This window comes from Xanthobacter sediminis (assembly GCF_043195015.1).
In the GTDB taxonomy this organism is placed as follows: domain Bacteria; phylum Pseudomonadota; class Alphaproteobacteria; order Rhizobiales; family Xanthobacteraceae; genus Xanthobacter.
This window is the reverse complement of sequence record NZ_JBAFWH010000003.1, coordinates 274,783-300,763: the sequence shown is the minus strand read 5'-3', so window position 1 is coordinate 300,763 and position 25,981 is coordinate 274,783. Positions and strand designations below refer to the sequence as shown.

At 72.2% G+C, this 25,981-nt stretch carries 20 protein-coding genes and 1 other RNA gene; 11 read left to right on the top strand and 10 right to left on the bottom strand.

Annotated features, from left to right (window positions below; genetic code table 11):
* The first annotated feature begins 2 nt into the window (after positions 1–2).
* The 3 genes from V5F61_RS05435 to V5F61_RS05425 all read left to right on the top strand — a co-directional run bounded on the left by V5F61_RS05435 (position 3) and on the right by V5F61_RS05425 (position 2,693).
* Positions 3–968, top strand: a complete 966-nt coding sequence (locus V5F61_RS05435; RefSeq protein WP_393987564.1) for an ATP-grasp domain-containing protein — start codon at positions 3–5, stop codon at positions 966–968.
* Positions 965–2,002 carry a hydantoinase/oxoprolinase family protein gene (locus V5F61_RS05430; RefSeq protein WP_393987565.1) on the top strand — a complete coding sequence of 346 codons (1,038 nt, stop codon included), beginning with the start codon at positions 965–967 and terminating at the stop codon, positions 2,000–2,002. Before V5F61_RS05435 ends, V5F61_RS05430 begins: the two co-directional genes overlap by 4 nt.
* 325 nt (positions 2,003–2,327) lie before the next feature.
* Positions 2,328–2,693, top strand: coding sequence for a helix-turn-helix domain-containing protein (locus V5F61_RS05425; protein ID WP_393987566.1), 366 nt, complete (start codon positions 2,328–2,330; stop codon positions 2,691–2,693).
* 90 nt (positions 2,694–2,783) lie between these two features.
* Here V5F61_RS05425 and V5F61_RS05420 read toward each other — a convergent pair whose 3' ends face one another.
* The 4 genes from V5F61_RS05420 to fae form a co-directional block, all read right to left on the bottom strand.
* Positions 2,784–4,253, bottom strand: coding sequence for a sigma-54-dependent transcriptional regulator (locus V5F61_RS05420; protein WP_393987567.1), 1,470 nt, complete (start codon positions 4,251–4,253; stop codon positions 2,784–2,786).
* 135 nt (positions 4,254–4,388) lie between these two features.
* Positions 4,389–6,317 (bottom strand): hypothetical protein, encoded by a 1,929-nt coding sequence (locus V5F61_RS05415; RefSeq protein ID WP_393987568.1) that lies wholly within the window; start codon positions 6,315–6,317, stop codon positions 4,389–4,391.
* A gap of 175 nt (positions 6,318–6,492) precedes the next feature.
* Positions 6,493–6,645: a DUF3309 family protein gene (locus tag V5F61_RS05410; RefSeq protein WP_393987569.1), complete on the bottom strand. Its 153-nt coding sequence runs from the start codon at positions 6,643–6,645 to the stop codon at positions 6,493–6,495.
* Between the two features lie 521 nt (positions 6,646–7,166).
* Entirely contained in the window at positions 7,167–7,673 is a 507-nt protein-coding gene (gene fae, locus V5F61_RS05405) for a formaldehyde-activating enzyme (RefSeq protein ID WP_393987544.1), read from the bottom strand.
* 514 nt (positions 7,674–8,187) lie between these two features.
* Between fae and V5F61_RS05400 the strand changes: the two genes are divergently transcribed.
* The 3 genes from V5F61_RS05400 (at position 8,188) to mutS (ending at position 12,586) form a co-directional block, all read left to right on the top strand.
* Positions 8,188–8,394, top strand: coding sequence for a hypothetical protein (locus tag V5F61_RS05400; RefSeq protein WP_393987570.1), 207 nt, complete (start codon positions 8,188–8,190; stop codon positions 8,392–8,394).
* 121 nt (positions 8,395–8,515) lie between these two features.
* A complete protein-coding gene (gene htpX / locus V5F61_RS05395; protein WP_393987571.1) occupies positions 8,516–9,484 on the top strand; it encodes a zinc metalloprotease HtpX in 969 nt (322 codons plus the stop codon).
* A gap of 435 nt (positions 9,485–9,919) precedes the next feature.
* Positions 9,920–12,586, top strand: a complete 2,667-nt coding sequence (mutS, locus tag V5F61_RS05390) for a DNA mismatch repair protein MutS (protein ID WP_393987725.1) — start codon at positions 9,920–9,922, stop codon at positions 12,584–12,586.
* Between the two features lie 114 nt (positions 12,587–12,700).
* Here mutS and V5F61_RS05385 read toward each other — a convergent pair whose 3' ends face one another.
* The 5 genes from V5F61_RS05385 to V5F61_RS05365 all read right to left on the bottom strand — a co-directional run bounded on the left by V5F61_RS05385 (position 12,701) and on the right by V5F61_RS05365 (position 19,970).
* Complete coding sequence (locus V5F61_RS05385; RefSeq protein WP_393987572.1) at positions 12,701–13,630, bottom strand: DUF4167 domain-containing protein; 930 nt, start codon at positions 13,628–13,630, stop codon at positions 12,701–12,703.
* A gap of 550 nt (positions 13,631–14,180) precedes the next feature.
* Positions 14,181–15,047, bottom strand: coding sequence for a peptide chain release factor N(5)-glutamine methyltransferase (gene prmC / locus V5F61_RS05380; RefSeq protein ID WP_393987573.1), 867 nt, complete (start codon positions 15,045–15,047; stop codon positions 14,181–14,183).
* Between the two features lie 55 nt (positions 15,048–15,102).
* The gene (gene prfA / locus V5F61_RS05375; RefSeq protein ID WP_393987574.1) at positions 15,103–16,188 is read right to left on the bottom strand and encodes a peptide chain release factor 1; all 1,086 of its coding nucleotides are present in this window, start codon (positions 16,186–16,188) and stop codon (positions 15,103–15,105) included.
* 166 nt (positions 16,189–16,354) lie between these two features.
* Complete coding sequence (gene ptsP, locus V5F61_RS05370; RefSeq protein ID WP_393987575.1) at positions 16,355–18,622, bottom strand: phosphoenolpyruvate--protein phosphotransferase; 2,268 nt, start codon at positions 18,620–18,622, stop codon at positions 16,355–16,357.
* A gap of 88 nt (positions 18,623–18,710) precedes the next feature.
* Positions 18,711–19,970 carry an aspartate kinase gene (locus tag V5F61_RS05365; RefSeq protein WP_393987576.1) on the bottom strand — a complete coding sequence of 420 codons (1,260 nt, stop codon included), beginning with the start codon at positions 19,968–19,970 and terminating at the stop codon, positions 18,711–18,713.
* Positions 19,971–20,329: 359 nt separating this feature from the next.
* Between V5F61_RS05365 and rnpB the strand changes: the two genes are divergently transcribed.
* An RNA gene (rnpB, locus tag V5F61_RS05360) (RNase P RNA component class A) lies at positions 20,330–20,714 on the top strand.
* A gap of 66 nt (positions 20,715–20,780) precedes the next feature.
* Here the strand turns inward: rnpB and V5F61_RS05355 are convergent.
* Entirely contained in the window at positions 20,781–21,404 is a 624-nt protein-coding gene (locus tag V5F61_RS05355) for an arylesterase (protein WP_393987577.1), read from the bottom strand.
* A 118-nt stretch (positions 21,405–21,522) separates the two neighbouring features.
* On the opposite strand from V5F61_RS05355, the gene V5F61_RS05350 reads away from it, so the two are divergent.
* From V5F61_RS05350 to V5F61_RS05335, 4 genes are all read left to right on the top strand, one after another.
* Positions 21,523–22,260, top strand: coding sequence for an ABC transporter ATP-binding protein (locus V5F61_RS05350; RefSeq protein WP_393987578.1), 738 nt, complete (start codon positions 21,523–21,525; stop codon positions 22,258–22,260).
* Positions 22,257–24,782 (top strand): ABC transporter permease, encoded by a 2,526-nt coding sequence (locus V5F61_RS05345; RefSeq protein ID WP_393987579.1) that lies wholly within the window; start codon positions 22,257–22,259, stop codon positions 24,780–24,782. Before V5F61_RS05350 ends, V5F61_RS05345 begins: the two co-directional genes overlap by 4 nt.
* Before the next feature lie 146 nt (positions 24,783–24,928).
* Positions 24,929–25,474, top strand: coding sequence for a Spy/CpxP family protein refolding chaperone (locus V5F61_RS05340; RefSeq protein WP_393987580.1), 546 nt, complete (start codon positions 24,929–24,931; stop codon positions 25,472–25,474).
* Between the two features lie 41 nt (positions 25,475–25,515).
* Complete coding sequence (locus V5F61_RS05335; RefSeq protein WP_393987581.1) at positions 25,516–25,803, top strand: GCG_CRPN prefix-to-repeats domain-containing protein; 288 nt, start codon at positions 25,516–25,518, stop codon at positions 25,801–25,803.
* Positions 25,804–25,981 lie beyond the last annotated feature (178 nt).

Below are 25,981 nucleotides of genomic sequence, written 5' to 3'. Positions count from 1 at the left end.
TCATGCGCGTCTTCATTTGCGAGTTCGTCACCGCCGGAGGGCTTCGGGGCCGCGCGCTGCCCGAAACCCTGGTGCCCGAGGGCACGCGCATGCGGGACGCGCTCATGGCCGACATCGAGGCGCTGCCCGGCGTCGGCGGCCTCCTGCTCGCCCATGACGACCGGCTGCCGGCGCCTCAGGAATCGTCCATCCCTATCGGTCCCAACGACGACCCCTGGGCGGTGTGGGCTAGCCTCGCGGCCCAGGCCGACGTGGTCTGGCCGGTGGCGCCGGAGACAGGCGGCCTGCTGGCGCGGCTCGCCGGCCTGATGCGCGAGAAATGCGAGCACGTGGTGGCCTGCGGGCCGGAGGCCATCGCGGTCTGCTCCAGCAAGCTGCGCACCGCGGGCCGGCTCGCCGCCGCCGCGCTGCCGCACGTGCCCACCTTCCGCGCCGAGGCGCCGCCGGCCGAGCTCACCGGGCCGGTGGTGACCAAGCCCGACGAAGGTGCCGGCTGCGAGGATACCCGCCGCTGGGACAGCCCCGATCTGGCCCCCCGCGAGCCGGGGTTCGTCATCCAGCCGTTCGTGCCGGGCATTCCGGCCAGCCTCTCGGTGCTGGTGCGGCCGGAGGGGGCGACCCTGCTCACGGTCAATCGCCAGCATCTGACGCAAAAGGACGGCGTGCTCGGCCTCGCCGGGCTCACCGTGGGCGCGCTGCCTGCCGATCCGCGCATCGCGCTGCTGGTTCCGGCGGTGGTGGCAGCCTTTCCGGGGCTCGCCGGCATCATCGGCATCGACATCATCCTCACCGGGGCCGGCCCGGTGGTGGTGGAGGTGAACCCGCGCATCACCACCTCCTATGCCGGCCTGCACCGGGCGCTGGCGGTGAACCCGGCCGCCTTCCTGCCGCAGTTCATCCGCGACGGGCGCCTGCCGGCCATGCCCCATCTGCCGCCGGCCTCCCCGGTGGAGGTGGGCCTGCGATGAGCCGCTCCGACCTCCTCCTGGGCTGGGACGTGGGCGGCGCCCACCTGAAGCGGGCGGTGGTGGATGCCTCCGGCCGCCTCATGCGCGTGGACATGGCCCCCTGCGCCCTGTGGCAGGGGCTCGACCGGCTGGATGCCGCCATCGCGGCGCTGCCGCCGGTGCCCGAGGCGCCTTCGGTGGTGACCATGACCGGTGAACTGGTGGACCTGTGGCCCGACCGGGCGTCCGGCGTCGCCGGCCTCGCCCAGGCGCTGGCCGACCGGCTGGGGCCGGACACCGGCGTCTATGCGGGCCCCGAGGGCTTCGTGCCGGCGCAGGCCGCCGCCCGCCACGCCAAGTCCATCGCCTCCGCCAATTGGCACGCCACCGCCGCCGCTTTGGCTCTGCGCCTGCCGGCGGGCGTGCTGGTGGACATCGGCTCCACCACCACCGACATCCTTTATTTTGCCGACGAAAAAATAAAGTGTCGCGGCTATGCGGATGCTGAGCGCATGAATTCCGGCGAGCTGCTCTATTGCGGGGTGGCGCGCACTCCGGTGATGGCGCTGGGCCCCACCCTGCCGTTTCGCGGCGCCCATGTGCCGCTGATGATGGAGCATTTCGCCACCACCGCCGACGTGCACCGCCTCACCGGCGACCTGCCGGCCAATGCCGACCTGCACCCGGCCGCCGACGGCGGCGCCAAGACGCGGGAAGCGAGCGCCCGCCGCCTGCTGCGCATGGTGGGCCGCGATCTCGGCCCCTGCACCCTGGACGAGGCCGAGGCCCTCGCCGCCTATGCGGCGGAGGTGCAGGTGCAGCGGGTGCATGCCGCCCTCGCCTTGGTGCTGAGCGCCCATCGGCTGGCGCCGGCGGTACCCCTGGTGGGCGCCGGTGTGGGCCGCTTCCTGGCCGCCAAGCTCGCGGCCCGCACCCACCGCTGGTACCTCGACGCCGGGCGCCTGCTCGCCTCCAACGACACCTGGGCGGCGGCCGCGGCCGATTGCGCCCCGGCCGTCGCCGTCGCGGTGCTGGCCCGCCGCCGACCGTCCTGAGCACAGACGCGCGGGACGGATTGTGGAGGGCCGCCCCGAAGGGGGAGCGCCCGCGAGGGGACGAGCCGGCAGCCAGGCAGTCTCGGGCGCAGTGGATGCCGGTTCGCGTGAAGAAAATGCGTGATCTCATTAATTCAGCGCGGTTGCCGCGAGCCGCTGCGAGCGGAGAACGCTTTGACAGCCGGCCCGTGTGCTGCGCGGCCGGTCCTTGATCTCGCCCGCCCCCGGCGTGATACCCTGCAGCCATGAGAAGCCCTTCCGCCCTCCGGCCCCTTTTGGTGGGGCATCCCCACGCCCCGGAGCAGCCCGCCGCGCGTGGCGCGCGATGACGCCCTTCGGCCGCCGGGTGCGGGAGCTGCGGGCCGCGCGGGGGGCGACCCTCACCGAGATGGCGCAGGCACTCGGCGTCAGCGCCACCTATCTGTCCGCTTTGGAGAACGGCAAGCGCGGCAAGCCCACCTGGGCCATGGTCCAGCGCATCATCGCCTATTTCAACGTCATCTGGGACGAGGCGGAGGACCTGCAGCGCCTCGCGGAGCTGTCGCAGCCGAAGGTCAGCGTGGACACGGCGGGCCTGAGCCCCGAGGCGACCGAGTTCGCCAACCTGCTGGCGGCCGAGATCCGCCACCTGCCCGCGGAGGCGGTGGCCGAGCTGCTCGGCCGGCTGAAGATTATGCGCAAGCGGGGCTGATGCCACAGGCGCCGGGCATCGCGCGGGGCGCGCGCAGAAGTCCATGGAGCCCGCACCGCCCTGCGGCGTGCGCGGGTGGCCCCACAGGGCTCAGGCGACGTGGTGGGTGTCGCTCGTCCGCTCCCCCGCCTCGCGCTGCGCGCGCTCCTGCCAGGACTGCTTCTTGCGGTAAAGGGTGGAGGGGCTGAGATCGAGCGCTGCCGCCGCGAGCGCAATATTGCCCTGGAAGGCCGCGATGGCGTGCTCGATGGCCCGCCGCTCGGTCACCGCCAGGGGCTCCACCTTGGGAAACGGCTCGGCAGCGGCCGGCGACAGCTGGGAGGGCACCAGGGGCACGGCGGCGGGCTGCGCTTCCGCCACCACATCCGTCTCGGCCATGCGGTCCTGGGCGAACAAAGCAGGCGGCAGCGCCGCGCCCTCGCTCAGCACCACGGCGCGGCGCATGAGGTTCTGCAGCTCGCGCACGTTGCCCCGCCACTGGCGACGGCGCAGCACCTCCGCCGCCTCGGGCGTGAGACGCGGCAGGGGGCGGCCCTCCTCGCCCGCGAACCGGGCCAGGAACGCCTCCGCGAGCCGGATCACGTCGTCGCCCCGCTCGCGCAGGGGCGGCAGGTGCAGGTTCAGCACATGCAGGCGGTAGAACAGGTCCTCGCGCAGCCGCCCGGCCTTCACCTCGGCCACGGGATCGCGATTGGTGGCGCAGACGATGCGCACGTCCACCTGCCGCTCGTGGCCCTCGCCGATGCGCCGCACCTTGCCATCCTGGAGGAAGCGCAGCAGCTTGGACTGCAATGCGAGGTCCATCTCGCCGATCTCGTCGAGGAAGAGCGTGCCGCCGTCCGCCAGCTCGGCCGCGCCGGCGCGGTCGGCATGGGCGCCGGTGAAGGCCCCGCGCACGTGGCCGAAGATCTCGCTCTCCATCAGCTCGCGCGGGATGGCGCCGCAGTTGAGGGCGTGGAACGGCGCGGCATGGCGGGGCGAGCGGGCGTGGACGGCGCTGGCCGCCAGCTCCTTGCCAGTGCCGCTCTCGCCGGTCACGAATACCGGAGCGCGCGAGGGCGCCGCCCGGTTGATCTGCTCATAGATCTGGAGCATGGGGGCGGAGCGGCCGAGGAAGCCGCAGAAATCCCCGTTCTGCGCCGTGGGCGAGGGGCGCCGGTCCTCGCGCAGGGCGCGCCGGCGCTCGGGCCGACCGCTGGGCGCCGCCAGCAGGCGCTCTACCGCGTCCTCCGCCTTGACGGGCTTCAGCACCACGTCGTCGGCGCCCGCACGCATGGCCGCCACCGCACCGGCCACGGAGCCCTGGGCCAGCGCCGCCACCAGCGTGCCGGAAAGGCCGGCGGCGCGGAGCTGCGCCAGCACCCCCTCCTGACCCTGCGCCAGCGAGACGAGGGCGGCATCGCAATGGGCCGCGGCGGCGAGGACGTCCTCGACCAGCTCCACCTCCACCATGTTCAGCATGTCGCGCCGCGCCAAAGCCGCGCGCATCATGCGCCGCACGGCGGGATCGGGGTCGCAGACGAGGATGCGGATGCTTTGAGTGGGTCGCACAGCGGTCATGTCGGCACGGACGAAGGAAGGACAGCCTGCACGGAGGTTGCCCCACGCCCGGTAAAGATTTCTTTGCCCCCGCGCGCGATGTCTCAACTGGTCGCATGAGACCTTCGGCCATGGGCCGCTCGATCGCCCCGGTGCTCAGCCGTGCGGGCGCTTGCCGGTGGCCGCCTCCTGCGAGAGGCCGGCGCTTTCGAGCGCGTTCAGCGCCCGCTCGGAGACCACGGGCGCCGGCAGCAGGCGGCGCACCAGGCGGCGCACCGCCTCCGGCCCGCCGCCGTCCAGATGGGCGAGGCTGCGCACCGCCTCGCGCTCGTCGCTGTCGCGGTCGAGGGCGTGCAGGGCGAGCGCGAGAGCCAGCCGGTTGCCCGGATTGGGGTGAAGCCGCAGCTGCGGCACCAGCGCCTGGGCCGAGAACGGATCGTCACGCAGGAAGGCGGCAATGGCGAGGTAGGTTTCCTGCAGCGGCGTGCGCGCAGCGCCCTGGGTACGGGCGGAAACCAGCAGCGCCTCCCCATCCTCTACCCGCCCGGCGCCGATGAACACGGTGCCCACGGTGGCGGCGATGTCATTGTCGAGCGGGTTGAGGCGCAGCGCCTGCTCGCCGGAGGCAACGGCCGCCTCGGTCTCCCCCAGGAACAGCTGCACCAGCGCCAGGGTCCTTTGGGCATAGGCGCTGGTGGGCGCGAGGTCCACCGCCAGCTCCGCCTCGTGCAGCATCTGCGCGGCGCGCTCGGGCGCGAGCGGCGTGCCGGTCTCGCGCATGGCCTCGTCGAGCATGGAGGCCGCGCGCACCGCGTGGCCGAGGGCGAACTCCCCGTCCTGGCCCACCAGCTCGGCCAGGCAGCGGCCCGCGGCCGGCGCCGGCGCTGTGCCTTCGTTGCGCAGCACGGCGAAGGCCTCGGCGATGCAGCCGAAGCCGGACGCCGGCGCATGAGCCCGCACCTGCGCGCGCGCCCGCACCGGCACCACGCCATAATTCTCCAGGAGCGCCGCGGCGGTCTCCCGCACCGCGCGCTGCTCGGCGGTGACGGCATCGGCGGACTTCAGCCCCTCGACGGCGTGGGACCAGACGATGATGCCCTCGCACCGATCGGTGAGATGCAGCAGCAGCGCATAGGTGCCGTCGCCGCGGGGCTCGGCCAGCCCGCCGAGCGAGAAGACCGAACGGGCGCGGCGCCCGCCGCATTCGCGGGCCGCCGCCTCGCCGCGGGCGCTGCCGGCCCGCACCTCCACGAAATCGAACTGGGCGAAGCTGTCGCGCAGGCGCTCCTCCAGGCTGCGCAGGTCGCCCTGCGAAGGGCCCTGGCCCGTGCCGGCATCGAGCGCGCCCACCTCGATGATGGGCAGGCGCACGCGGTCCGCCAGCGGCGGGCGCTCCCCGAGCAGAGCCTGCACCGGCACCGGCAGGTCGACGCTCTCCGCGAGGCGCGCGAGACCGACGGCCGCCGTGCCCGCAACGAGGACGAGCCCCGCCGCCATCGCCGCGCGGCGCCATCGCCCCGCCGGCGGCGCGCGACGGGCGGGCTCCTTCGGCGCGGAAGGCGGCTCCTGGAACACCTCCTGCGTTGGCAGGACCGGCTCCGGCGCCGCGGGGGCGGCCGTCCGGCGGTCCTCGAACCGGGGCACGTAGCCGCCCTTGGGAATGTGGATCTGAACGGGATCGGCGGCGCCGACGGTGTTGTAATAATTCTGCAGCGCCCGGCGCAGGCGGGTTGCTTCCACCCGCACGATGGGGTCGGACTGGGGATCGAACGTGGGCGCGCGGCCAAGAGCCTCCACCGCGATGGTGTAGCCCTTGATCTGCTCGGCGCGGCCGGCGAGCGTGGACTCCACCACATAGCGCAGGAATGCGCCGAGGCGAGGCGAGGTGCACAGGTCCGGCGAGGCGATCACGCGCTCCAGCGCTGCGCGCACCTCCTCGTCCCATCCGGCGGGGGCCGGCCCGGCGCTCAGCGGCGACGCGGCGCCGGCCTCGGGTGCCGCAGCCGTATCCGGGGCAGCCGCGAGCGCGTCCGCGCGCGACGCATCGCGGATCGGGTTCTGGTCGGCGGCGTTCCCCTCGGTCATGTGCCCTTTGTCCGTCAGAAGCCGTGCGGGTGCAAGGGGGAGGCCCGAGGGCGCGCATCCGGGCTGGATCCATCGCCACCTGCCGGGACGCGTCCTGAGCCTTGCGCCACCGGAAGCTTGCCCATTGTGGCGGCCGAAACATGGCGGCGCGTGGCAGTGGCCTCGAAGCGGCGGCTCAGAGGTAGCCGGCGAGCATGAGCACGGCGACGACGATGAGGAGCAGCGCGGCGATCCCGCCGGGAATGTAGCCCCAGCTTTCGCTGTAGCCCCAGATGGGCAGCGCCACCACTGTCAGCACCACCAGCAGGATGATCAGGACCGCCGCCATGGAAGCCCCCTCGCGCGCGGCCGGCGTTCCCGGCCCGTCATGCCGCTTTGGCTGCATGGTCCCACGGCATGGCGGGGGGCGGAAGGAAAAATCCTCGTCGCGAAGCGGCTTTTCGCGCCTTTGTGCGCCGAAAGTGGAATTCTGCGCGCAGCGCGACCGCCCTAACGTGCAGCGCCCGCAGGCCGGGCGGTAAGGGGGACGGGGAACAGCGCGATGGGAAAGCCGTTGGGGAAGCCGCTCATCCGCGCGCGCGAGGAAACGCTGGTCCCGGTCCTCTCCCTGCTCGCCAGCACCGCCTTGGCGCTGATCGTGCTGCTCGGCCCTGCCTGACCGCCTTCATCCGTCGCGGGGATTGATGCGGGGGCCGGAGCGCCGGGCTTGAAGGGGTTGGGCGCCAGTCCCTGGCGCGGGGATGCGCGCTCGGTGCGGCCGTGGCGGAGGGAGGTCCCGAGGGGCCTTGAAGGGGGAACCCGGCTGGGGGCCGGGTTCCGGGATGGCTTTGGCTTAGAGCGGCCTGGGGCTCAGGCCTGGAACGGGTGCTTGACGGCGTCGCGCTTCTCGGTCGCTTCCTTGGCGGTCGGCTCGCCCTTCACCGCCCGCGCCAGCGCAAGCTTGGTCGCCTCGTAATTGTACGACTGGATCTTGGCGTCGTCCGCCGCCTCCCAGTGGATGAAAACGCCCACGCAGATGTAGAGGTCGTCAGCCTCCTCCAGCGGGATGATCCCTTCCGCAACCGCGTCCTGCACCGCCTTCGCAACGCCGTGCTGCGCCGGGCCGAACATCTGCACCGCCTGGCGCGCGTCCTTGATGGTCACCTTGTTGAACATCACCGTGTTCGGCTTGCACTGGAGGTTCGGCGCGATCACCGCCAGAAGCGACGTGAACCCGTCCTTGTTGTTGGTCAGGCTGGTGCAGAACGCCGTCTCCGCCGCGCTGCCCCGCGGGCCGATCAGAAGGTCGATGTGCGCAACCTCGTTGCCATCGCCCACCAGAGCCTCGCCAACCAGAACCTTGTCGATCTTGGCCATTGGTCTTGTCCTCCCAGATGTGCGCCGGATGCTGCCCGCATGCCGCCCATCGCGGCACCTGAAACACCCGGCAGGGGACGACCGCCTCCGGTTTCCAGCGGATAGCGGTCGCTTGCCGCATACCCTTGTTTCAGCGCCCGCTCAAATCAGGCCGGTTCACCGGATAGCGCCGCGAAGCTACCCCAGCTCCGCAGGGGCGGCAAGATGAGCCCGCGTCCGCGCGCGCCGCCGCGCGACGCCACCAGCGGGATGGTAGGTATTGCATGTCCTCCAACCGCCGAATACCGGTGGCACCACAGATTTCGCTGCGGCGCACAATAAGCTTTTCACGGGCAAGGAAATGCGTTTACCATCCAGGGCAGCTTCGAGGGAAAGGCTGCGGCGCATTCATGGCGAACGCTTCATGGAGCCTCGCCACGAAGCCTGGCCGCAGGCATTGCCGCGCGGCGCCAGAGTCTCGGGAGCGACAACGACAGGACGGCAGACCCAGGCCCAGGGGTGAAGGACACCGTTCATGTTCATCGTGCTTTATGCCTGCCTCATCAGCGCCCCGGCGACCTGCCGCGAGGAGCACCTCAGCCATTCCATGGAGGCAGCCCCGCCCATGGCGTGCATGATGACCTCACAGGCCACCATCGCGGAATGGTCGCAGTCGCACCCGCAGTGGCGCGTCGGCCGCTGGAAATGCGTGCCGGCGGACCGCCTCTCCCACGACATCTGAGGCCCTCGGCCCGGCCTTCGACCGGCGCCAGGCGGCCCCTCCCCTTGCGTCGCGCGCGCGCCGCTCCCATCCTCAGGGCCGAATGCCGCGCATGCGGGATGGACGAGGGGCGGGCGAGGCGATGAACCATCTGAAGACGGTGATCCTGCTGGCGGGCCTCACCGCCCTGTTCATGGTGGTGGGCTTCGTGCTCGGCGGGCGGGGCGGCATGCTGATCGCGTTCGTGGTCGCCGCCGCCATGAACCTGTTCAGCTACTGGAACTCCGACAAGATGGTGCTGCGCATGTACGGCGCCCGGCAGGTGGACGAGGCCACCGCCCCGGAGTTCGTCGGCATGGTGCGGGAGCTGGCGCAGCGCGCCGGCCTGCCCATGCCCAAGGTGTACATCATGGACAACCCGCAGCCGAACGCCTTCGCCACCGGCCGCAACCCGCAGAACGCCGCAGTCGCCGCCACCACCGGCCTGCTGCAGATGCTGACGCGCGAGGAGATCGCCGGCGTGATGGCCCACGAGCTCGCGCACATCAAGCATTACGACACCCTCACCATGACCATGACCGCCACCATCGCCGGCGCCATCTCCATGCTGGCGAACGTCGGCCTGCTGTTCGGCGGCGGGAACCGGGGGAACAACTCCAGCCCCTTCGGCGCCATCGGCACCATCCTGATGGTGGTGCTGGCGCCGCTCGCGGCCATGGTGGTGCAGATGGCCATCTCCCGCTCGCGCGAATACGAGGCGGACCGGGGCGGCGCCGAGATCTGCGGCCGGCCCATGGCGCTGGCCGCCGCGCTGGCGCGCATCTCCGGCGAGGCCCACCACGTGCCCAATGACGAGGCCGAGGCCAACCCCGCCACGGCGCACATGTTCATCATCAATCCGCTCTCCGGGGCGCGGATGGACAATCTCTTCTCCACCCATCCGGCCACCGAGAACCGCATCGCCGCCCTGCGCGAGCTTGCGGGCCGCATGGGGCCGCCGCCGCGCTCGGCGTGGGACCAGGCGGCCAGCCGCGCGCCGGGCACGGCTTCGGGCGGCACGTCGTCCGGCCCCTGGGGTGGCGGCACGCCCCGTCGGGGGCCCTGGGGCTGAAATCCCGCAGCCGCTGCCCAGACCGCCCGCACCGACGGGGAATGTGAGGCGAACCTGGGCCGAACGCGGGCCGGTGGCGAGATTTCCTGTCAACGGCGGGCGCGGCGCGCTGACAGAGCGGCCCCCGCCCGATAGCCTGCGGCCATGATCTCCACACCCGCCAACGCCCGCGCCCACGCGCTCCAAACCGACACGCACGACGTCGAAACGTCCCAGGTTGCCGTCTCCCAGGCCGACGCGCCGGACGTGGAGGCGCCCCCGATCTCAGCGCCGGCAGCCGATGGACCGCAGGCCGCCGTGCACGCGCCGCACGGCGCCGCTTCGGGCGAGGAGCCACCCGGCGTAAGCGAGGCCCCGGCGCGGTTCGTGACAGGCACGCCCGCCGCCGCGCCGCGCGCGGAACCCGCCCGCCCGGACGAAGGCCGCGTTACGCCCATGATGGCGCAGTACATGGAGATCAAGGAGGCCCATCCGGACAGCCTGCTCTTCTACCGGATGGGCGACTTCTACGAGCTGTTCTTCGCCGATGCCGAAAAGGCCTCGCAGGCACTGGGCATCGTGCTCACCAAGCGCGGGCGGCACCTGGGAGAGGACATCCCCATGTGCGGGGTGCCCATAGAGCGCTCGGAGGAATACCTGCACAAGCTCATCGCGCGCGGCTTCCGGGTGGCGGTGTGTGAGCAGATGGAGGACCCCGCCCTCGCCAAGAAGCGCGGGCCCAAGAGCGTGGTGCGGCGCGACGTGACGCGGCTCGTCACTCCCGGCACCCTGACCGAGGATTCCCTGCTGGATGCCCGGCGCGAAAACGTGCTCGCTGCCGTGGCCCGCACCCGCGCCGGCACCGCTGCCGACGACTTCGCCTACGCCCTCGCCTTCACTGACATGTCCACCGGTGCGTTCCGCGTGGCCGCCAGCAGCCGCGACGCCCTCGGCGCCGACCTCGCCCGCATCGAGCCCGCCGAGATCCTGGTCTCCGACGCCCTGCTCGACGATGCCGAGCTGAGCGCCCTGCTGCGCGAATTCCCTGCGGTGACGCCCCTGCCGCGCCAGAGCTTCGACGGCGCGGGCGCGGAGAAGCGGCTTGCCGATTTCTTCGGCGTCGCCGCCCTCGACGCCTTCGGCGCCTTCAGCCGGCCGGAGCTGATCGCGGCCGCCGCCGTGGTGGCCTATGTGGAGCGCACCCAGCTCGGCGCCCGCCCGGCCCTGGCCCGGCCGGTGAAGGAGACAGCCGGCGGCATCATGCTCATCGATGCCGGCACCCGCGCCAACCTGGAGCTGGTGAAGACCACCTCCGGCGACCGGCGCGGCTCCCTGCTCGGCGCCATCGACCGCACGGTGACCGCCGCCGGCGCGCGCCTCATCGCCCGCCGCATCGCCGAGCCGCTGACCGACCTCGCCGCCATCCGCGACCGCCACGACGCCCTCGGCTTCCTGCTGGATGAAAGCGAGCTGCGGCGTACCGTGCGCGCGCGCCTTTCGGCGGCGCCCGACATGGCCCGCGCCCTCACCCGCCTCGCCCTCGGCCGGGGCGGCCCGCGCGACCTCGCCGCCGTGCGCGACGGGCTCGAGGGCGCGCTCGATCTCGCGGGACTGTTCACCCCGCCGCCGCCGGCCGACATCGCGCGCGCGGCGGCGACCCTCGCCGCCGTGTCCCGCGCGCTGGCCGGCGAGCTGGCCGCGGCGCTGGCGGACGAGCTGCCGCCCTACCGGCGCGATGGCGGCTTCGTGCGGCCCGGCTATGACGCCGAGCTGGACGCCACCCGCGCCCTGCGCGACGAGAGCCGCCGCGTAGTGGCCGCTCTGGAGCGGCGCTATGCCGAGGAAACCGGCGTCAGATCCCTGAAGATCAAGCACAACGCAGTGCTCGGCTATTTCGTGGAGGTGACCGCGCAGAACGCCGACCGCCTGCGCGAGCCGCCGCACGCCAGCCTGTTCGTGCACCGCCAGACCATGGCCGGCGCCATGCGCTTCTCCTCCGTGGAGCTGGGCGAGCTGGAAAGCCGCATCGCCAGCGCCGGCGAGCGGGCGCTGGGGCTGGAGCAGGCGGTGTTCGACCGCCTGTGCGCCGCCGTGGTGGAGGCCGCCTCCGCCATCCGCGAGGCCGCCGAGGCCCTGGCCGAGCTGGACGTGACCTCCGCCCTCGCGGAGCTCGCCGCCACCGAGCGCCACGTGCGCCCGCACATGGAGGAGGGCCCGGCCTTCGCCATCTCCGGCGGCCGCCACCCGGTGGTGGAGCAGGCGCTGGCGCAGTCCCGCGCCGCCGGCGCCTTCGTGCCCAACGATTGCGACCTCTCCCCGCCGGAGGGCGAGAGCTGCGGGCGCATCGTGCTCGTCACCGGCCCGAACATGGCCGGCAAATCCACTTTCCTGCGGCAGAACGCGCTCATCGCCGTGATGGCCCAGGCCGGAGCCTTCGTGCCGGCGCGGGAGGCGCGCATCGGCATCGTGGACCGGCTGTTCTCCCGCGTGGGGGCCGCCGACGACCTCGCGCGCGGGCGCTCCACCTTCATGGTGGAGATGGTGGAGACCGCCGCCATCCTGAACCAGGCCACCGAGCGTTCGCTGGTGATCCTCGACGAGATCGGCCGCGGCACCGCCACCTTCGACGGCATGTCCATCGCCTGGGCGAGTCTGGAGCACCTGCACGAGGTGAACCGCTGCCGCGCCCTGTTCGCCACCCATTTCCACGAGCTCACCGCGCTGTCGCAGCGCTGCCCGCGGCTCGTCAACGCCACCGTGAAGGTGGCGGAGTGGAACGGCGACGTGATCTTCCTGCATGAGGTGGTGGCCGGCGCGGCCGATCGCTCCTACGGCATCCAGGTGGCCAAGCTCGCCGGCCTGCCGGAGGCCGTCATCACCCGCGCCAAGGCGGTGCTGGCCGAGCTGGAGGCCGCCGAGCGCGCCTCCCCGGTCCAGCGCATGGTGGACGACCTGCCCCTGTTCGCCGCCACCCGGCCGCGCGCCCCCGCCGCGCCCGCGCAACCCGAAGGGCCGGACCTGGTGGGCGAGGCTCTCGACGGCCTCGACCCCGACGACATCTCCCCGCGCGCGGCGCTCGACGCCCTCTACCGCCTCAAGGGCCTGCGCCGCGGCGCGAAGTGACGCGGGCGCGCCGCGATGGCACGCCGGCACCCTGCGCAAACGAAAATGCCCGAGGCCAGGCCTCGGGCATTTTTTTGATCTGCATCGTTCCGCGCCCGTCCCGGGCACGGGGGATCACTCGCCGAACAGCGCCTGCTGCTCCGGCACCGGAGCGTCGCCCGCCCCGGCCTCGGCCTCCTCCGCCCGCTCAGCGCGGGTCCGGAAGCGGCGGCGGCGGCGGGTCACGCGGCCCTCGGCGGCTTCGGCCCCATCCTCGGCAACGGACTCCTCCGGCTGCTCCGCCTTTGGCTCGGCACGTTCCTTGGTCGCGGCCGGTGCGCCGGTGATGAACGCCGGCAGGCCGATCTCCTGATCCTCCTCCACGCGCTCGGCGCGGGCAGCACGCGGCGAGGCCTCGGCCTCCTCGCTGCTGCTGTAGCGGCTGGCGCGGGAAGCGCGCGGGGCCGGAGCCGGAGCGGCCTCCCCGGCGTCCTCGCGGCTCGCGCGGGTGGAACGATACTCGCGCGGCTCCGCGCCGTCCTCGTCACGGTTGCGCCGATAGCCCGACTGCCGTCCCTCGCGGGTGGCGCGGGGCTCACGCGGCTCACGTTGTTCACGGGGCTCGCGCTGTTCACGGGGCTCGCGCGCCTCGCGTGGTTCCCTGGACTCGCGTGGTTCCCTGGCCTCACGCGGCTCCCGAGCCTCGCGACCCTCACGCGGCTCGCGGGCGCTATAGGCCTGCTCCTGGCGGGGGTAGGGCTGGGGCGCATCCAGCGCGCCCACATCGTCCATCATGTCGTCGTCGTCCAGGCCCTCGTCGCGGTCGAAGCCGACCGGCGGGCCGAACTGGCCCTGGAGGGAGGCGATGAGGCGCAGATAATGTTCGGCGTGCTGCAGATAATTCTCTGCCGCCACCGGATCGCCCGACGACTGCGCATCGCGGGCAAGCTGCTGGTACTTCTCAGCAATGTGATGAGCGGTGCCGCGCACCTTCACGTCCGGCCCGTTCGACTCATAGACCCGCGTCAGGGGATTAGAGCTGCGGCGGTTGTTTCGGCCGCGCATGCGCTTCTGCTGACCATTTCTCATCTGGATCGTCTCTACTCGCGCGGCGTGAAAACCGCCGTTGAATCCGGCGCGCCTCACCGTGGGATTCCATGATCCACGTGTGCCCGAAAATCGTGGTGTGCGAAAATCGGCGGCAGCGCCCGCATCTTTCACAGCAGGTGATGAACGTCTTCTTCATCGAGCCCCGCCTGCATCGGGCGCTCGCGCACATTCAGGTCGATAAAGGGTCCGGATTCCGTCCGCTTATCGAGCTCCATGCCCCCTGAACCCAGGTGGCCGCCCAAACCAGCACTGTCCGGCCAGAAACCAGGACGCGTGCCCTTCGTGAAACAATCTTCCGCCGGTGCCCGCAGGAGCGCTGCACGTCTGCGCGCCACCACACAGTTCCACCCTCAGCACCCGAACTGCCTAGAAGCTTTCGGAAGCCGCACCCGCCGCTGCGGCAGGTGCCACGGTTCGATTCCTGGGAATGGACACTAACCAGTTCCCGCCCTTGTTCCAAGTGAATTTTTTCGGCCCCATCCCTGCGACCTTGGTCGCGGGGGGCTCAAGACCGGCGCAGGACCAGGGCGCGCGGAATGCCGGCGAGATCGCGCCTTGCCGGCCCCGCCACGAGGAGCCCGGCCCGGACGGCGATGGCAGCCACGTCCGCCTCCTGCCCGGCGCCGAGCTCCAGCACGGCCGCGGCGCCGGGCGCGAGCAGGCGCGGAAGGTCCGCCACGATGGCGCGGTAGGCTTCGAGCCCATCCTCGCCACCGTCGAGGGCCAACACCGGATCATGCAGGCGCACTTCCCGCGACAGGCCCGCCATAGCCCGGTGCATGATGTAAGGCGGGTTCGAAACCACGAGGTCAAAGCCGCCGCAAAGGCTCGCGCCCCAGTCGCCCACCACCACGGCGCAGCGCAGGCCGACGCCGGCGCGGGCGAGGTTGTCGCGGGCGGCATGGGCGGCACCCTCCGCCCGATCCACCCCGACGCCGAAGGCGGATGGCCGCTCGCTCAGCAGCGCGGCCAGGATCGCACCCGAACCGGTGCCGAGATCGAGGATGCGCAATGGCGCCTGCCGGTCTGGGAAAAGGGCGAGCGCCGCCTCCACCACCGTCTCGGTGTCCGGGCGCGGCACCAGCGTATCCGGAGAAAGCAGGAAATCGAGGCTCCAGAACTCGCGGCGGCCGAGGATGCGCGCCACCGGCTCGCCGGCGATCCGCCGCAGCAGCAGCCCCATGGCCTCCCGCGCGGCAGCCGGCGGCACCGGCTCGTCCCGCCGCGCGATGAGGGCCTCCCGGGTGCAACGAAGCGCATGCGCGAGCAGGATGCCCGCTTCCGCATCGGGCGCCTCGACGCCGGATACCGAAAGCTCCGCGGCCATCTGGCGGCGCAGGGCGATCACCGTGAAAGGCGGGTCAGCAATCATGGCGCGCGAACTCGAGACAGGATGCGGTCTGATTCAGCGTGGTTTAGAACAATTCTCACGTTTCGTCAGCAGCGGCCAGCAAGGCGGCGTGGTGCTCCGTCAGCAGGGCGTCGATGATCTCGTCGAGCGCCATGCCCGCCATCACCTCCTCCAGCTTGTAGAGGGTGAGGTTGATGCGATGGTCGGTCACGCGGCCCTGTGGAAAATTATAGGTGCGGATGCGCTCCGAGCGGTCGCCCGAGCCCACCTGGCCCTTGCGCTCGGCGGCGCGACCGGCGGCGGCGCGGGTGCGCTCCTCGTCCAGCAGGCGCGCGCGCAGCAGCGCCATGGCGCGCGCCTTGTTGCGGTGCTGGGAGCGCTCGTCCTGCACCACCACCACGGTGTTCGTGGGCAAATGGGTGATGCGCACCGCGCTCTCGGTCTTGTTCACGTGCTGGCCACCGGCCCCCTGGGCGCGGAACACGTCGATGCGCAGCTCCGTTTCGTTGATGTCGACGTCCACCTCCTCCGCCTCGGGGAGGACGGCGACCGTGGCGGCGGAGGTGTGGATGCGCCCGCCACTCTCGGTTTCCGGCACCCGCTGCACCCGGTGCACGCCGCTCTCGAATTTGAGCCGCGCATAGGCGCCGCGGCCGTGAACGGCGGCGACAATCTCCTTGTAGCCGCCCATGGTGCCCTCGCTCTCGGAGAGCACTTCCACGCTCCAGCCCCTCTCGGCCGCATAGCGCGTGTACATGCGATAGAGATCGCCGGCGAACAAAGCGGCCTCGTCGCCGCCGGTGCCCGCGCGCACCTCCAGGATGACGCCGCGCTCGTCCATGGCATCCTTGGGCAGCAGCGCCAGCCGCACCTCGTGGGTCAGTTCCTCGATGCGCGCCTCCAGCCGCTCCACCTCGCTCTCCGCAAGGGCCCGCATCTCCGGGTCGGAGGCGGCATCCGCCAGCAGCTCACGCGCGCCTTCGAGGTCTCGTTCCGCGCCCTTCAGCGCGCTCACCTGCTCCACCACCGGCGACAGCTCCGCGAACTCTCGTCCCAGCCGCACGTATTCGTCGCCCTCCGCGCCGGAGGCGAGCGCGGCCTCGATCTCCGCATGGCGCGCGACCAATTGGTCGAGCTTGGCAAGGGGCAGAGCGGAGGACATGACGGAGTTGCGCTTTCAGGCAAGGGAAACCGGTGCGGAGAGGCGAAGCATCAGCCGGCCCGGCCGGAGCACTTTTCCGCGCACGGGCGCGCGGCGATCGCTCCAGACTATCGTAGAGAACGCGTCCTCTTCACGCGAGCCGGCATCCATTTCGCGTGAAAATGCTCTAGAGCGGCACACCCGTGCTCTCGGCGAAGGCCTGCAGCGCCGGGCGGATATGAGCGGTGCCGGCCCGGTCCTCCAGCAGCGGCAGCAGCACCTTGCGCGCGGCGCTCACATCCAGCTCCAGCAGCGCCGCCTTCACCGGCCCGACCGCCGCCGGCGAGAGGGAAAGCGAACGGTATCCAAGCGCCGCCAGCGCGATCGCCTCCAGCGGCCGCGAGGCCAGTTCGCCGCACAGGGTGATGGGCTTGCCGGCGCGCGCGCCCGCCTCCGCCACCATGCGGAACGCGCGCAGCGCCGCCGGCGAGAGCGGGTCGAAGCGATCCGCCACCCGCACGTTGGCGCGGTCGGCGGCGAACAGGAACTGCACGAGATCGTTGGAGCCGACCGAGAGAAAATCCGCGCGGGCGAGGATCTCGTCGAGCTGGAACAGGAGCGAGGGCACCTCCACCATGGCGCCCACGAACACCCGCTCCGGCAGGCCGTGGCCGTGCTTGCGCAGGTGGGTCAGCTCCCGCTCCACGATGGCGCGGGCGGCGTCGAACTCCTCCACCGCCGCCACCATGGGGAACATGAGGCGCAAATCGCGCCCGGCGCCGGCGCGCAGCAGCGCGCGCACCTGGGAGCGCAGCAGGCCCGGCCGGTCCAGCCCCAGGCGGATGGCGCGCCAGCCGAGGGCCGGGTTCTCCTCCTCCACCGTGCGCATGTAGGGCAGCACCTTGTCGCCGCCGATGTCCAGGGTGCGGAAGGTGACGGGGCGCTCGCCGGCGGCGTCCAGCACCGCGCGGTAGAGCTTCAGCTGCTCCGAGATGCGCGGGAAGGCCGAGGCGATCATGAACTGCAGCTCGGTGCGGAACAGGCCGATACCCGCCGCCCCGGTCTCGGCGATGTGGGGCAGGTCCACCACCAGGCCGGCATTGAGGTGCAGCGCGATGTGCACCCCGTCCTTGGTCACCGAGGGGCGGGTGCGCAGGGCGGCGTACTGGGCCTGCCGGCGGGCGCGGAAGCGCACCTTCTCGGCATAGGCCTCCTCCACGTCGCCGGGCGGGCGCAGGTGCACCTCGCCCGCCTGCCCGTCCACGATCACGGGGTCGCCGGAATCGGCGAGGCCGGTGATGTTGTCCACCTGCCCCACGGCGGCGATGCCGAGCGCGCGGGCCACGATGGTGACATGGCTGGTGGTGCCGCCCTCTTCCAGCACCAGGCCGCGGATGCGGTCGCGGTCATAGTCGAGCAGCGCCGCCGGGCTCATGTTGCGGGCGACGATGACGGCGTTCTCGGGCAGCGAATCGCGGTCCGGCCCCGGTGCGCGGCCGAGCAGCTCGCGCAGCAGGCGGTTGGCGAGGTCGTCGAGGTCGTGCAGGCGCTCGCGCAGATAGGGGTCGGAGGCACGCATCATACGGGCGCGGGTGTCCGACTGCACGCGTTCCACGGCGCCCTCGGCGGTGAGGCCCGAGAGCACCGCCTCACGCATCTTGTGCATCCAGCCGCGGTCGTGGGCGAACATGCGATAGGCTTCGAGGATGTCGCGGTGCTCGCCGGTCTTGGCGAGGCCGTCGTCCTCCAGCATCTTGTCGATGGCGTGCCTGAGCTTGCCGATGGCGGCGTCGAGCCGCTGGGTCTCGCGCGGGACGTCGTCGGCGATGACGTTGGTGACGCGCACCCTGGGCTCGTGCAGCACCACGTGGCCGAGGCCGAGCGCATCGGCGAGGCTAACGCCCTTGAGGTGCAGCGGCCGGCGCACCGCCGGCTCGGCGCCGGGGCGGGCAAGGGCGGTGAGCTCGCCGGAGGCGATCATCTCCGCCAGCACCATGGCGGTGGTCTGGAGCGCCTCGATCTCTTCTTCGGTGTAGGTGCGCCGCGCCCGGTTCTGCACCACCAGCACGCCGAGCGTGTTGCCCGCGCGCAGGATCGGCACGCCGAGGAAGGAGTTGTAGATCTCCTCCCCCGTCTCCGGCCGGTAGGAGAATTCGGGATGGGCCTGAGCGTCGGAGAGCGCGAGCGATTCGGCCTCGCGCGCCACATGGCCGACGAGGCCCTCGTCCACGCTCAGCACGGTCTGGTGCACGGCGTCGCGGTTCAGGCCCTCGGTGGCATACAGTTCCAGGGTCTGGTCGACGCGCAGCACGTAGACCGAGCAGACCTCCGCGACCATGTTGGCGGCGATCAGCACCACGATCTTGTCGAGACGATCCTGCGCGCTGATCTGCTCCGCCATCACCTCGCGGAGGCGCCGGAGCAGCACGCGGGGACCGCCGAGCGCGCCACGCATCGGCCGCATCCTTACATTGCCGCGGGTTTCACACCCGCGAGACCACCAGCAGACAACGGTATCCGGAGAGGGGCAAGCCCGCCCGCCGTCAGCTGTCGAGCCCGTATAGCGAATGCAGAGTCCGAACCGCAAGTTCGGTATAGGCCGCATCAATGAGGAAGGAGATCTTGATCTCCGAGGTGGTGATGGCGCGGATGTTGATGCCCTTGGCCGCCAGCGCCTCGAACGCCTTGGCCGCAACCCCCGCGTGAGAGCGCATGCCGATGCCGATCACCGACACCTTGGTGACATCGGTGGCGCCTTCCACGACCTGGTGCCCGATCACCGCCTTGGCGCCGTCGATCACCGCCTTGGCGCGCTCGTAATCGGCCGTGGGCACGGTGAAGGTGATGTCCGTGAAGCCATCGGCGGACACGTTCTGCACGATCATGTCCACATTGATGTGGGCCTCGGCCAGCGGCCCGAACACGGAGGCCGCGATGCCGGGCTTGTCCGCCACCCGGCGGATGGACACCTGGGCCTCGTCCTTCGAGAAGGCGATGCCGGTGACCACCTGGGATTCCATCTGGTTTGCCACGATCTCCTCCTCGTCGCAGATGAGCGTTCCGGCCTGTTCCACGTGCGCCATCTCGGGCGCGTCGGGGTCGACGAGGCTCGAACGCACGAAGGTGCGCACCTTGTGCACCATGGCGAGTTCCACCGAGCGCACCTGCAGCACCTTGGCGCCCAGCGACGCCATTTCCAGCATTTCCTCGAAGGCGATGCGGTCGAGCCGCCGGGCCTTCGAGACCACGCGCGGATCGGTGGTGTAGACCCCGTCCACGTCGGTATAGATGTCGCAGCGCTCGGCCTTCAGCCCGGCGGCGATGGCCACGGCGCTGGTGTCGGAGCCGCCGCGACCGAGGGTGGTGATGCGCCCGGTCTCGGCATGGATGCCCTGGAAGCCGGCGATGACAGCCACCTGGCCGCCGTCGATGGCGCCGCCCAGGCGCTCGCCGTCGATGTCCATGATGCGGGCCGAGCCGTGGGCGTCGTCGGTATAGAGCGGGATCTGCCAGCCCTGCCAGGAGCGGGCGGGAACACCGAGCTGCTGCAGGGCGATGGCGAGGAGACCGGAGGTCACCTGCTCGCCGGAGGCCACCACCGCGTCATACTCGCGCGCGTCATAGAGGGGGGCGGCCTCCTTGCACCAGGCCACCAGCTCGTTGGTCTTGCCGGACATGGCGGAGACGACCACGGCCACCTTGTGGCCGGCGTCCACCTCGCGCTTCACATGGCGCGCCACGTTGCGGATACGTTCGATATTGGCGACCGAGGTGCCGCCGAACTTCATCACCAGCCGAGCCATCGCTCGCGCCTTTCTTCACACGGGATACGGGGAACACGTCTCATCACGGCGCGCGGCGGGAAGCCTCCGTCCGGCGCCGGCCGCGGCGGAGCGTCATTTTCGCGGACGCGGCGTCCCCCGGCGCGAAAGAACGCACCATGACGGCGAAGAGAGCTTGGACGGCGAAGAGAGCGTGAGGTTCGGAACCATCCCCGGAAGCCTTGTCCGCGCCGGATGGAGAGGGGCGCGGTTCGTTGCGGGCCTCAATAGCGGCACTTGCGCCGTTGGGCAACCTTCGGGCTTGCCCGGATGTCCACCTCGGATATCCACCGGGGCGGCCCCTTGACGCGCGGGTGCGAAACGCCCATTCCTCCGCCCCACCAGCCGGCCGGGCGGCCGCGGCATTTCGGTGTCGAGGAAAGTCCGGGCTCCACGGAGACACGGTGCCGGATAACGTCCGGCGGGGGCGACCCCAGGGAAAGTGCCACAGAAATCAGACCACTCGTGCATGCACGAGCCAGGGTGAAACGGTGGGGTAAGAGCCCACCGCGCGACCGGCAACGGGAGCGGCACGGCAAACCCCACCGGGAGCAAAGTCGAATAGGGACGACGCGGGAAACCACCCCTGTCCTCGGGGGGTCGTCCGGGTTGACTGCCAGAGGCGCCGGGCAACCGGCGTCCCAGATGAATGGCCGCCACGCGGGCCGAGATGCCTTGGTGTCCCTGCCCGCCATACAGAACCCGGCTTACAGGCCGGCTGGTGCTTCCCCCTTCCGGCCCCCGCGCGCCGGCGAACCGCCGCACGAACAGGCCACGGCCCGGCGGGCCACGTCAGCGGGACGGAAGCGCCGCGCCGCCGCCGGTCTGCGCGAGCAGCTCCTCGGCCTTAGGCAGGATGCCCTCCACCATCACCGCCACGCCCTTGGGATTGGGGTGCAGGCCGTCCTTCTGGTTCAGCGCCGGGTCGCCCGCCACCCCTTCCAGGAAGAAGGGATAGAGCAGCACCCCCTGCGCGCCCGCCACCTCCGGGAAGATGGGGTCGAACTGGCCGGCATAGGCGGCGCCGAGATTGGGCGCGGCCCGCATGCCGGCCACCAGCACCCGGATGCCCCGCGCCTTCAGCCGCTCCACGATCTGGGTGAGCGCGGCGCGCGTCACCTTGGGCGGCAGGCCGCGCAGCATGTCGTTGGCGCCCAGCGCCACGATCACGGCGTCGGTGCCCTGCGGCACCGACCAGTCGAGCCGGGCGAGGCCCTGGGTCGCGGTCTCCCCGGAAACGCCGGCATTCTCGATCGCCACGTCGTGGCCGCGGGCCCTGAGCGCGGCTTCGAGCTGCACCGGGAAGGCCTCCTTCGGCCCCACCCCGTAGCCGGCGGTGAGGCTGTCCCCCAGCGCCACCACCCGCACCGTGCGCGCCAGCGCCGGTGACGCGATCGTGATGAGGGCGGCGAGCACGAGCAGCCCTCGCAGCGCCTTAAATGCCGGTTCCCATCGGGTCGGTTTCCATGAGACGTGTTCCCAGCGCCGCCCCCGCATCGCGGCCGTCCCGTTCCGTTCGAAGGTCCTGTCACGCATGAACGATGCTTCCCTGTCCCCGCGCGCGCTCGATCTGAAGGCCGTGGACCTGTCCCTCGGCGCCGGCGCGGCCCGCGTGCATGTGCTGAGGGATGTCTCTGTCCATATCACGGCCGGCGAGACCGTGGGGCTGGTGGGGCCCTCCGGCTCCGGCAAATCCACCCTGCTGATGGTGATGGCGGGGCTGGAGCGGCCCGACGCCGGTGCCGTGCGCATCGCCGGCACCGAGATCACCGCCCTCTCCGAGGATGCCCTCGCCCGCTTCCGGGGCCGCCACATCGGCATCGTGTTCCAGTCCTTCCACCTCATCCCCACCATGACGGCGCTGGAGAACGTCGCGGTGCCGCTGGAGCTCGCCGGCCGGCGCGACGCCTTCGCCCGCGCGGCGCGGGAGCTGGAGGCCGTGGGCCTCTCCCACCGCGCCGCCCACTATCCGGCCCAGCTTTCCGGCGGCGAGCAGCAGCGCGTGGCGGTGGCCCGCGCCCTCGCGCCCGAGCCGCCCATCCTGGTGGCCGACGAGCCCACCGGCAACCTCGACGAGGCCACCGGCCGGCAGATCATGGACCTGCTGTTCGCCGCCCACCGCGCCCGCGGCACCACGCTGGTGCTGGTGACCCACGATCCCGCCCTCGCCGCCCGCTGCGGCCGGGTGCTGAAGGTGCGCTCCGGCGCCATAGCGGAAGACAGCGCCGACGACAGCGCCCAGGCGGCGGCGCGCCCGGCGGTGACGGCATGAGGCCGCCCCTGTTTCTGGCGCTGGCCCTGCGCGAGCTGCGCGGCGCGCGGCGCGGCTTCGGCATCTTCCTTGCGTGCCTCGCGGTGGGGGTGATGGCCATCGCCGGCATCGGCTCCTTTGCCCGCGCGCTCACCGAGGGGCTGGAGCGGGAAGGCCGCGCCATCCTGGGCGGCGATGCCGCCTACACGCTGGTGCAGCGCGAGGCGAGCGCGCCGGAGCTGGCCGAAATCGGCGCCGGCGGCACCGTGGGCCGGGTGGCGCTGCTGCGCGCCATGGCCCGCGCCCGCTCCGGCGAGGCGACGCTGGTGGAGCTGAAGGCGGTGGATGCCCTCTATCCCCAGGTCGGGCAGCTCGACATCTCCCCGCCCCAGCCCATGGATGCCTTGTTCCACCCCCTCGACGGCGCCTATGGCGCGGCGGCGGACGAGGTGCTCATGAGCCGGCTCGGCCTCGGCATCGGCAGCCGGGTGCTGGTGGGCGAGGCCACCTTCGAGATCCGCGCCCGCATCCTCTCCGAGCCGGACCGGCTCTCCAGCGGGGTCGGCTTCGGCTCCCGTCTGCTGGTGTCGGATGCGGGGCTTCAGGCGGCGCGCCTGATCCAGCCCGGAAGCCTCGTGCGCTGGAGCTACCGGGTGGTGCTCGACGCCCCCGAGCGCCTCGCCGAAACAGTAGCGCGGGTGAAGCCCGCCCTCGCCGCCGCCGGCTTCGAGATCCGCACCCGCGACGCGGCGACCCCGCAGCTGGAGCGCAACGTGCGGCGTATCAGCCAGTTCCTCACCCTGGTGGCCCTCACCGCCCTGCTGGTGGGCGGCGTGGGCGTGGCCAACGCGGTGTCGAGCCACCTCGCCGGCAAGCGCGAGACCATCGCCACCTTCAAGGCCCTGGGCGCCACCCGCGGCACCCTGTTCGCCACCTATGCGGCGGAGATCGCGCTGATCGCCCTCGCGGGCATCGGCATCGGCCTCGTGCTCGGGGCAGCGCTGCCGTTCGTCGCGGCCGGGGCCATCGCGGCGCTGGTGCCGTTCCCGCTGGCGCCACGGCTGGACGGGGCGGCGCTGGCGCTCGCCGCCTTCTACGGCCTCGCGGTGGCCGGGCTGTTCGCGGTGTGGCCGCTCGCCCGCGCCCAGGAGGCGCCGGTCTCCACCCTGTTCCGCGACGGCCTCGGCGGCCACCGGCGGCGCCCCTCCCTCGCCTATGGCGCGCTCGTCGCCCTGCTGGCGGCGGGGCTGGCGGCGGTAGCGCTGGCCACCTCCGACGACCTGCGCACCGCCGCCGTGTTCCTGGCCGCGGCGGCGGCGGTGTTCGCGCTGCTGCGGCTGGTAGCGCTCGCCATCATGGCGCTGGCGCGGCGGCTGCCGCGGCCCCGCTCCGCCCTGGCACGGCTCGCCCTCGGCAACATCCACCGGCCCGGCGCGCTCACCCCCACTGTGGTGCTCTCGCTCGGGCTCGGCCTGTCGCTGATGGTGGCGCTGGCCCTGGTGGACCGCAGCCTCACCAGCGAGCTGTCCGGCCCCATCCAGGAGGAGGCGCCGAGCTTCTTCTTCGTGGACGTGCCCGCCACCGAGCAGCCGGCCTTCGCTGCCTTCCTCGCGGCCGAGGCGCCCGGCGCGGTGCTGAAATCCGTGCCCATGCTGCGCGGGCGCATCACCGCGCTCAACGGCGTGCCCGCCGACAAGGTCAAGGGCAGCACCGATTCCGCCTGGGTGCTGCAGAGCGACCGCGGCATCTCCACCTCCGCCGAGGTGCCGGACGGCTCCCAATTGGTGGAAGGCGCATGGTGGGGGCCGGACGAGGGCGAGCCCCTGGTCTCCTTCGAGGACAAGCTCGCCGCCGGGCTCGGCCTGAAGCTGGGCGACACGGTGAGCGTGAGCGTGCTCGGCCGCACCGTCACCGCGCGTATCGCGAACCTCAGGCGGGTGAACTGGGAGCGGCTCGGCATCAACTTCGTGATGGTGTTCTCGCCCGCCACCTTCGCCGGCGCGCCCTACACCATGCTTTCCACCCTCGCCTTCCCGGACGGCGGCGACACGGCGCGCGAGGCGGCGCTGATGAAGACGGTGGCCGCCGCCTATCCCTCCGTCACCACCGTGCGGGTGAAGGAGACGCTGGAAGAGGCCCGGCGCCTGCTCGGCAACCTCTCCCTCGGCATCCGCGCGGCCAGCCTCGTCACCCTCCTCACCTCGGTGCTGGTGCTGGCGGGGGCGCTGGCGGCGGGGCACCAGCACCGGGTCTATGACGCGGTGATCCTGAAGACCCTGGGCGCGACCCGGCCGCGCCTCGTCGCCGCCTACGCGCTGGAATATGCCGGGCTCGGCCTCGTCACCGCTTTGTTCGCGGTGGCGGCGGGGGGCCTCGCCGCCTACGCGGTGGTGACGCAGGTGATGGAGATCGCCTTCACCTTCTCGCTGCCGGCGGCGCTGGGCGCGGTGGCGGGGGCGCTGGCGCTCACCGTGGGCTTCGGCCTCATCGGCACCTTCCGGGCCCTGAGCGTGCCGCCGGCGCGGGTACTGCGGCACCTGTGAGCACCGCCCGGGAACAACGGCCGCCGCGCGCAAAAAGCCCCTTCCGATGCGGCGCGCGGCTGCTACCTTGTGCCCGCCCGCCGGCCGACTCGCAGGCCGCGCCGGGCGCCCCTCCGCGCGGCACACCGCGTGCCAGAGCGCCAGACATGGAGCTTGTCACTCCCATGCGCCTCATTCCCTCGCTCACCCTCGCCTGCGCCCTCGGCGCAGCCATCGTCGCGCCCGCGGCCGCCCAGCCGGCGGCGCCCCAGGGCATGCCCCAGGGCATGCCTCACGGGATGATGTCCCAGGAGGCGCCCCAGGGCGCCCCCTACTCGCCCGAGGATGCCGCCGCCATCCTGGACGCGCGCCTCGCCGCCCTGAAGACGGTGCTGAAGCTGACCCCCGAGCAGGAGAAGCTCTGGCCGCCGGTGGAAGCCTCCATCCGCGACGCCGTGAAGGGCGCCATCGCCCGCCGCGAGGCCCGCATGGCCGCCCCGCCGCCGGCCACCGCCCTCGACGTGCTCGCCATCGTCGCTGATTCGGAAGAGGCCCGCGCCAAGGCGCTCAAGGCCTTCGTGGCGGCGGCCAAGCCCTTCGCGGCGAGCCTGACCCCGGCGCAGCTCCACCGCCTGCCGGCCTTCATCGGCCTCCACGAGACCGGCACCATGCCGGAATCCACCCAGCTCTGGATCTTCGAGGAAGAGGAATGAGCGCCGGCGACGGCGCCTCGCACCGGAAGGGACCCCCTGCCATGAAGTCTCTGCTTCTGCCCGCCATGGTCGCGGGCGCCCTCCTCGCCGGCGTCGCCGGCGCCAGTGCCCTGCCCCTGCCGCAGGCGCCCGCCGCGGCGGCGGGCACCGCCGCCACCCTGCCCGAAGCCCCGGTCACGCCGGTGGCCCAGGGCTGCGGCTGGGGCTGGCATCGCGGCCCCTGGGGCGGATGCCGCCCCAACGGAGGCTACTACCAGTGGAACCGGCCCTGGGGCCCCCACTGCTGGTGGCGCCCCGGCCCGTTCGGGCCCGTGCGCGTCTGCAACTGACGATCGGGCGACCCCGACGCCCTCGCGCAGAGGGCTGCCATCACGCACTCCGGAGGCGGCGCGCCCGCCCTCCGGGGTGCATTTCCCGCGCTCACGGCCGCCGTGCGACGGCATGCGGCCGTGCGTCCGCTTGATCCCGCCGATGCGCCGTGCGACCCCGGACGAAAGACGTAGGGAG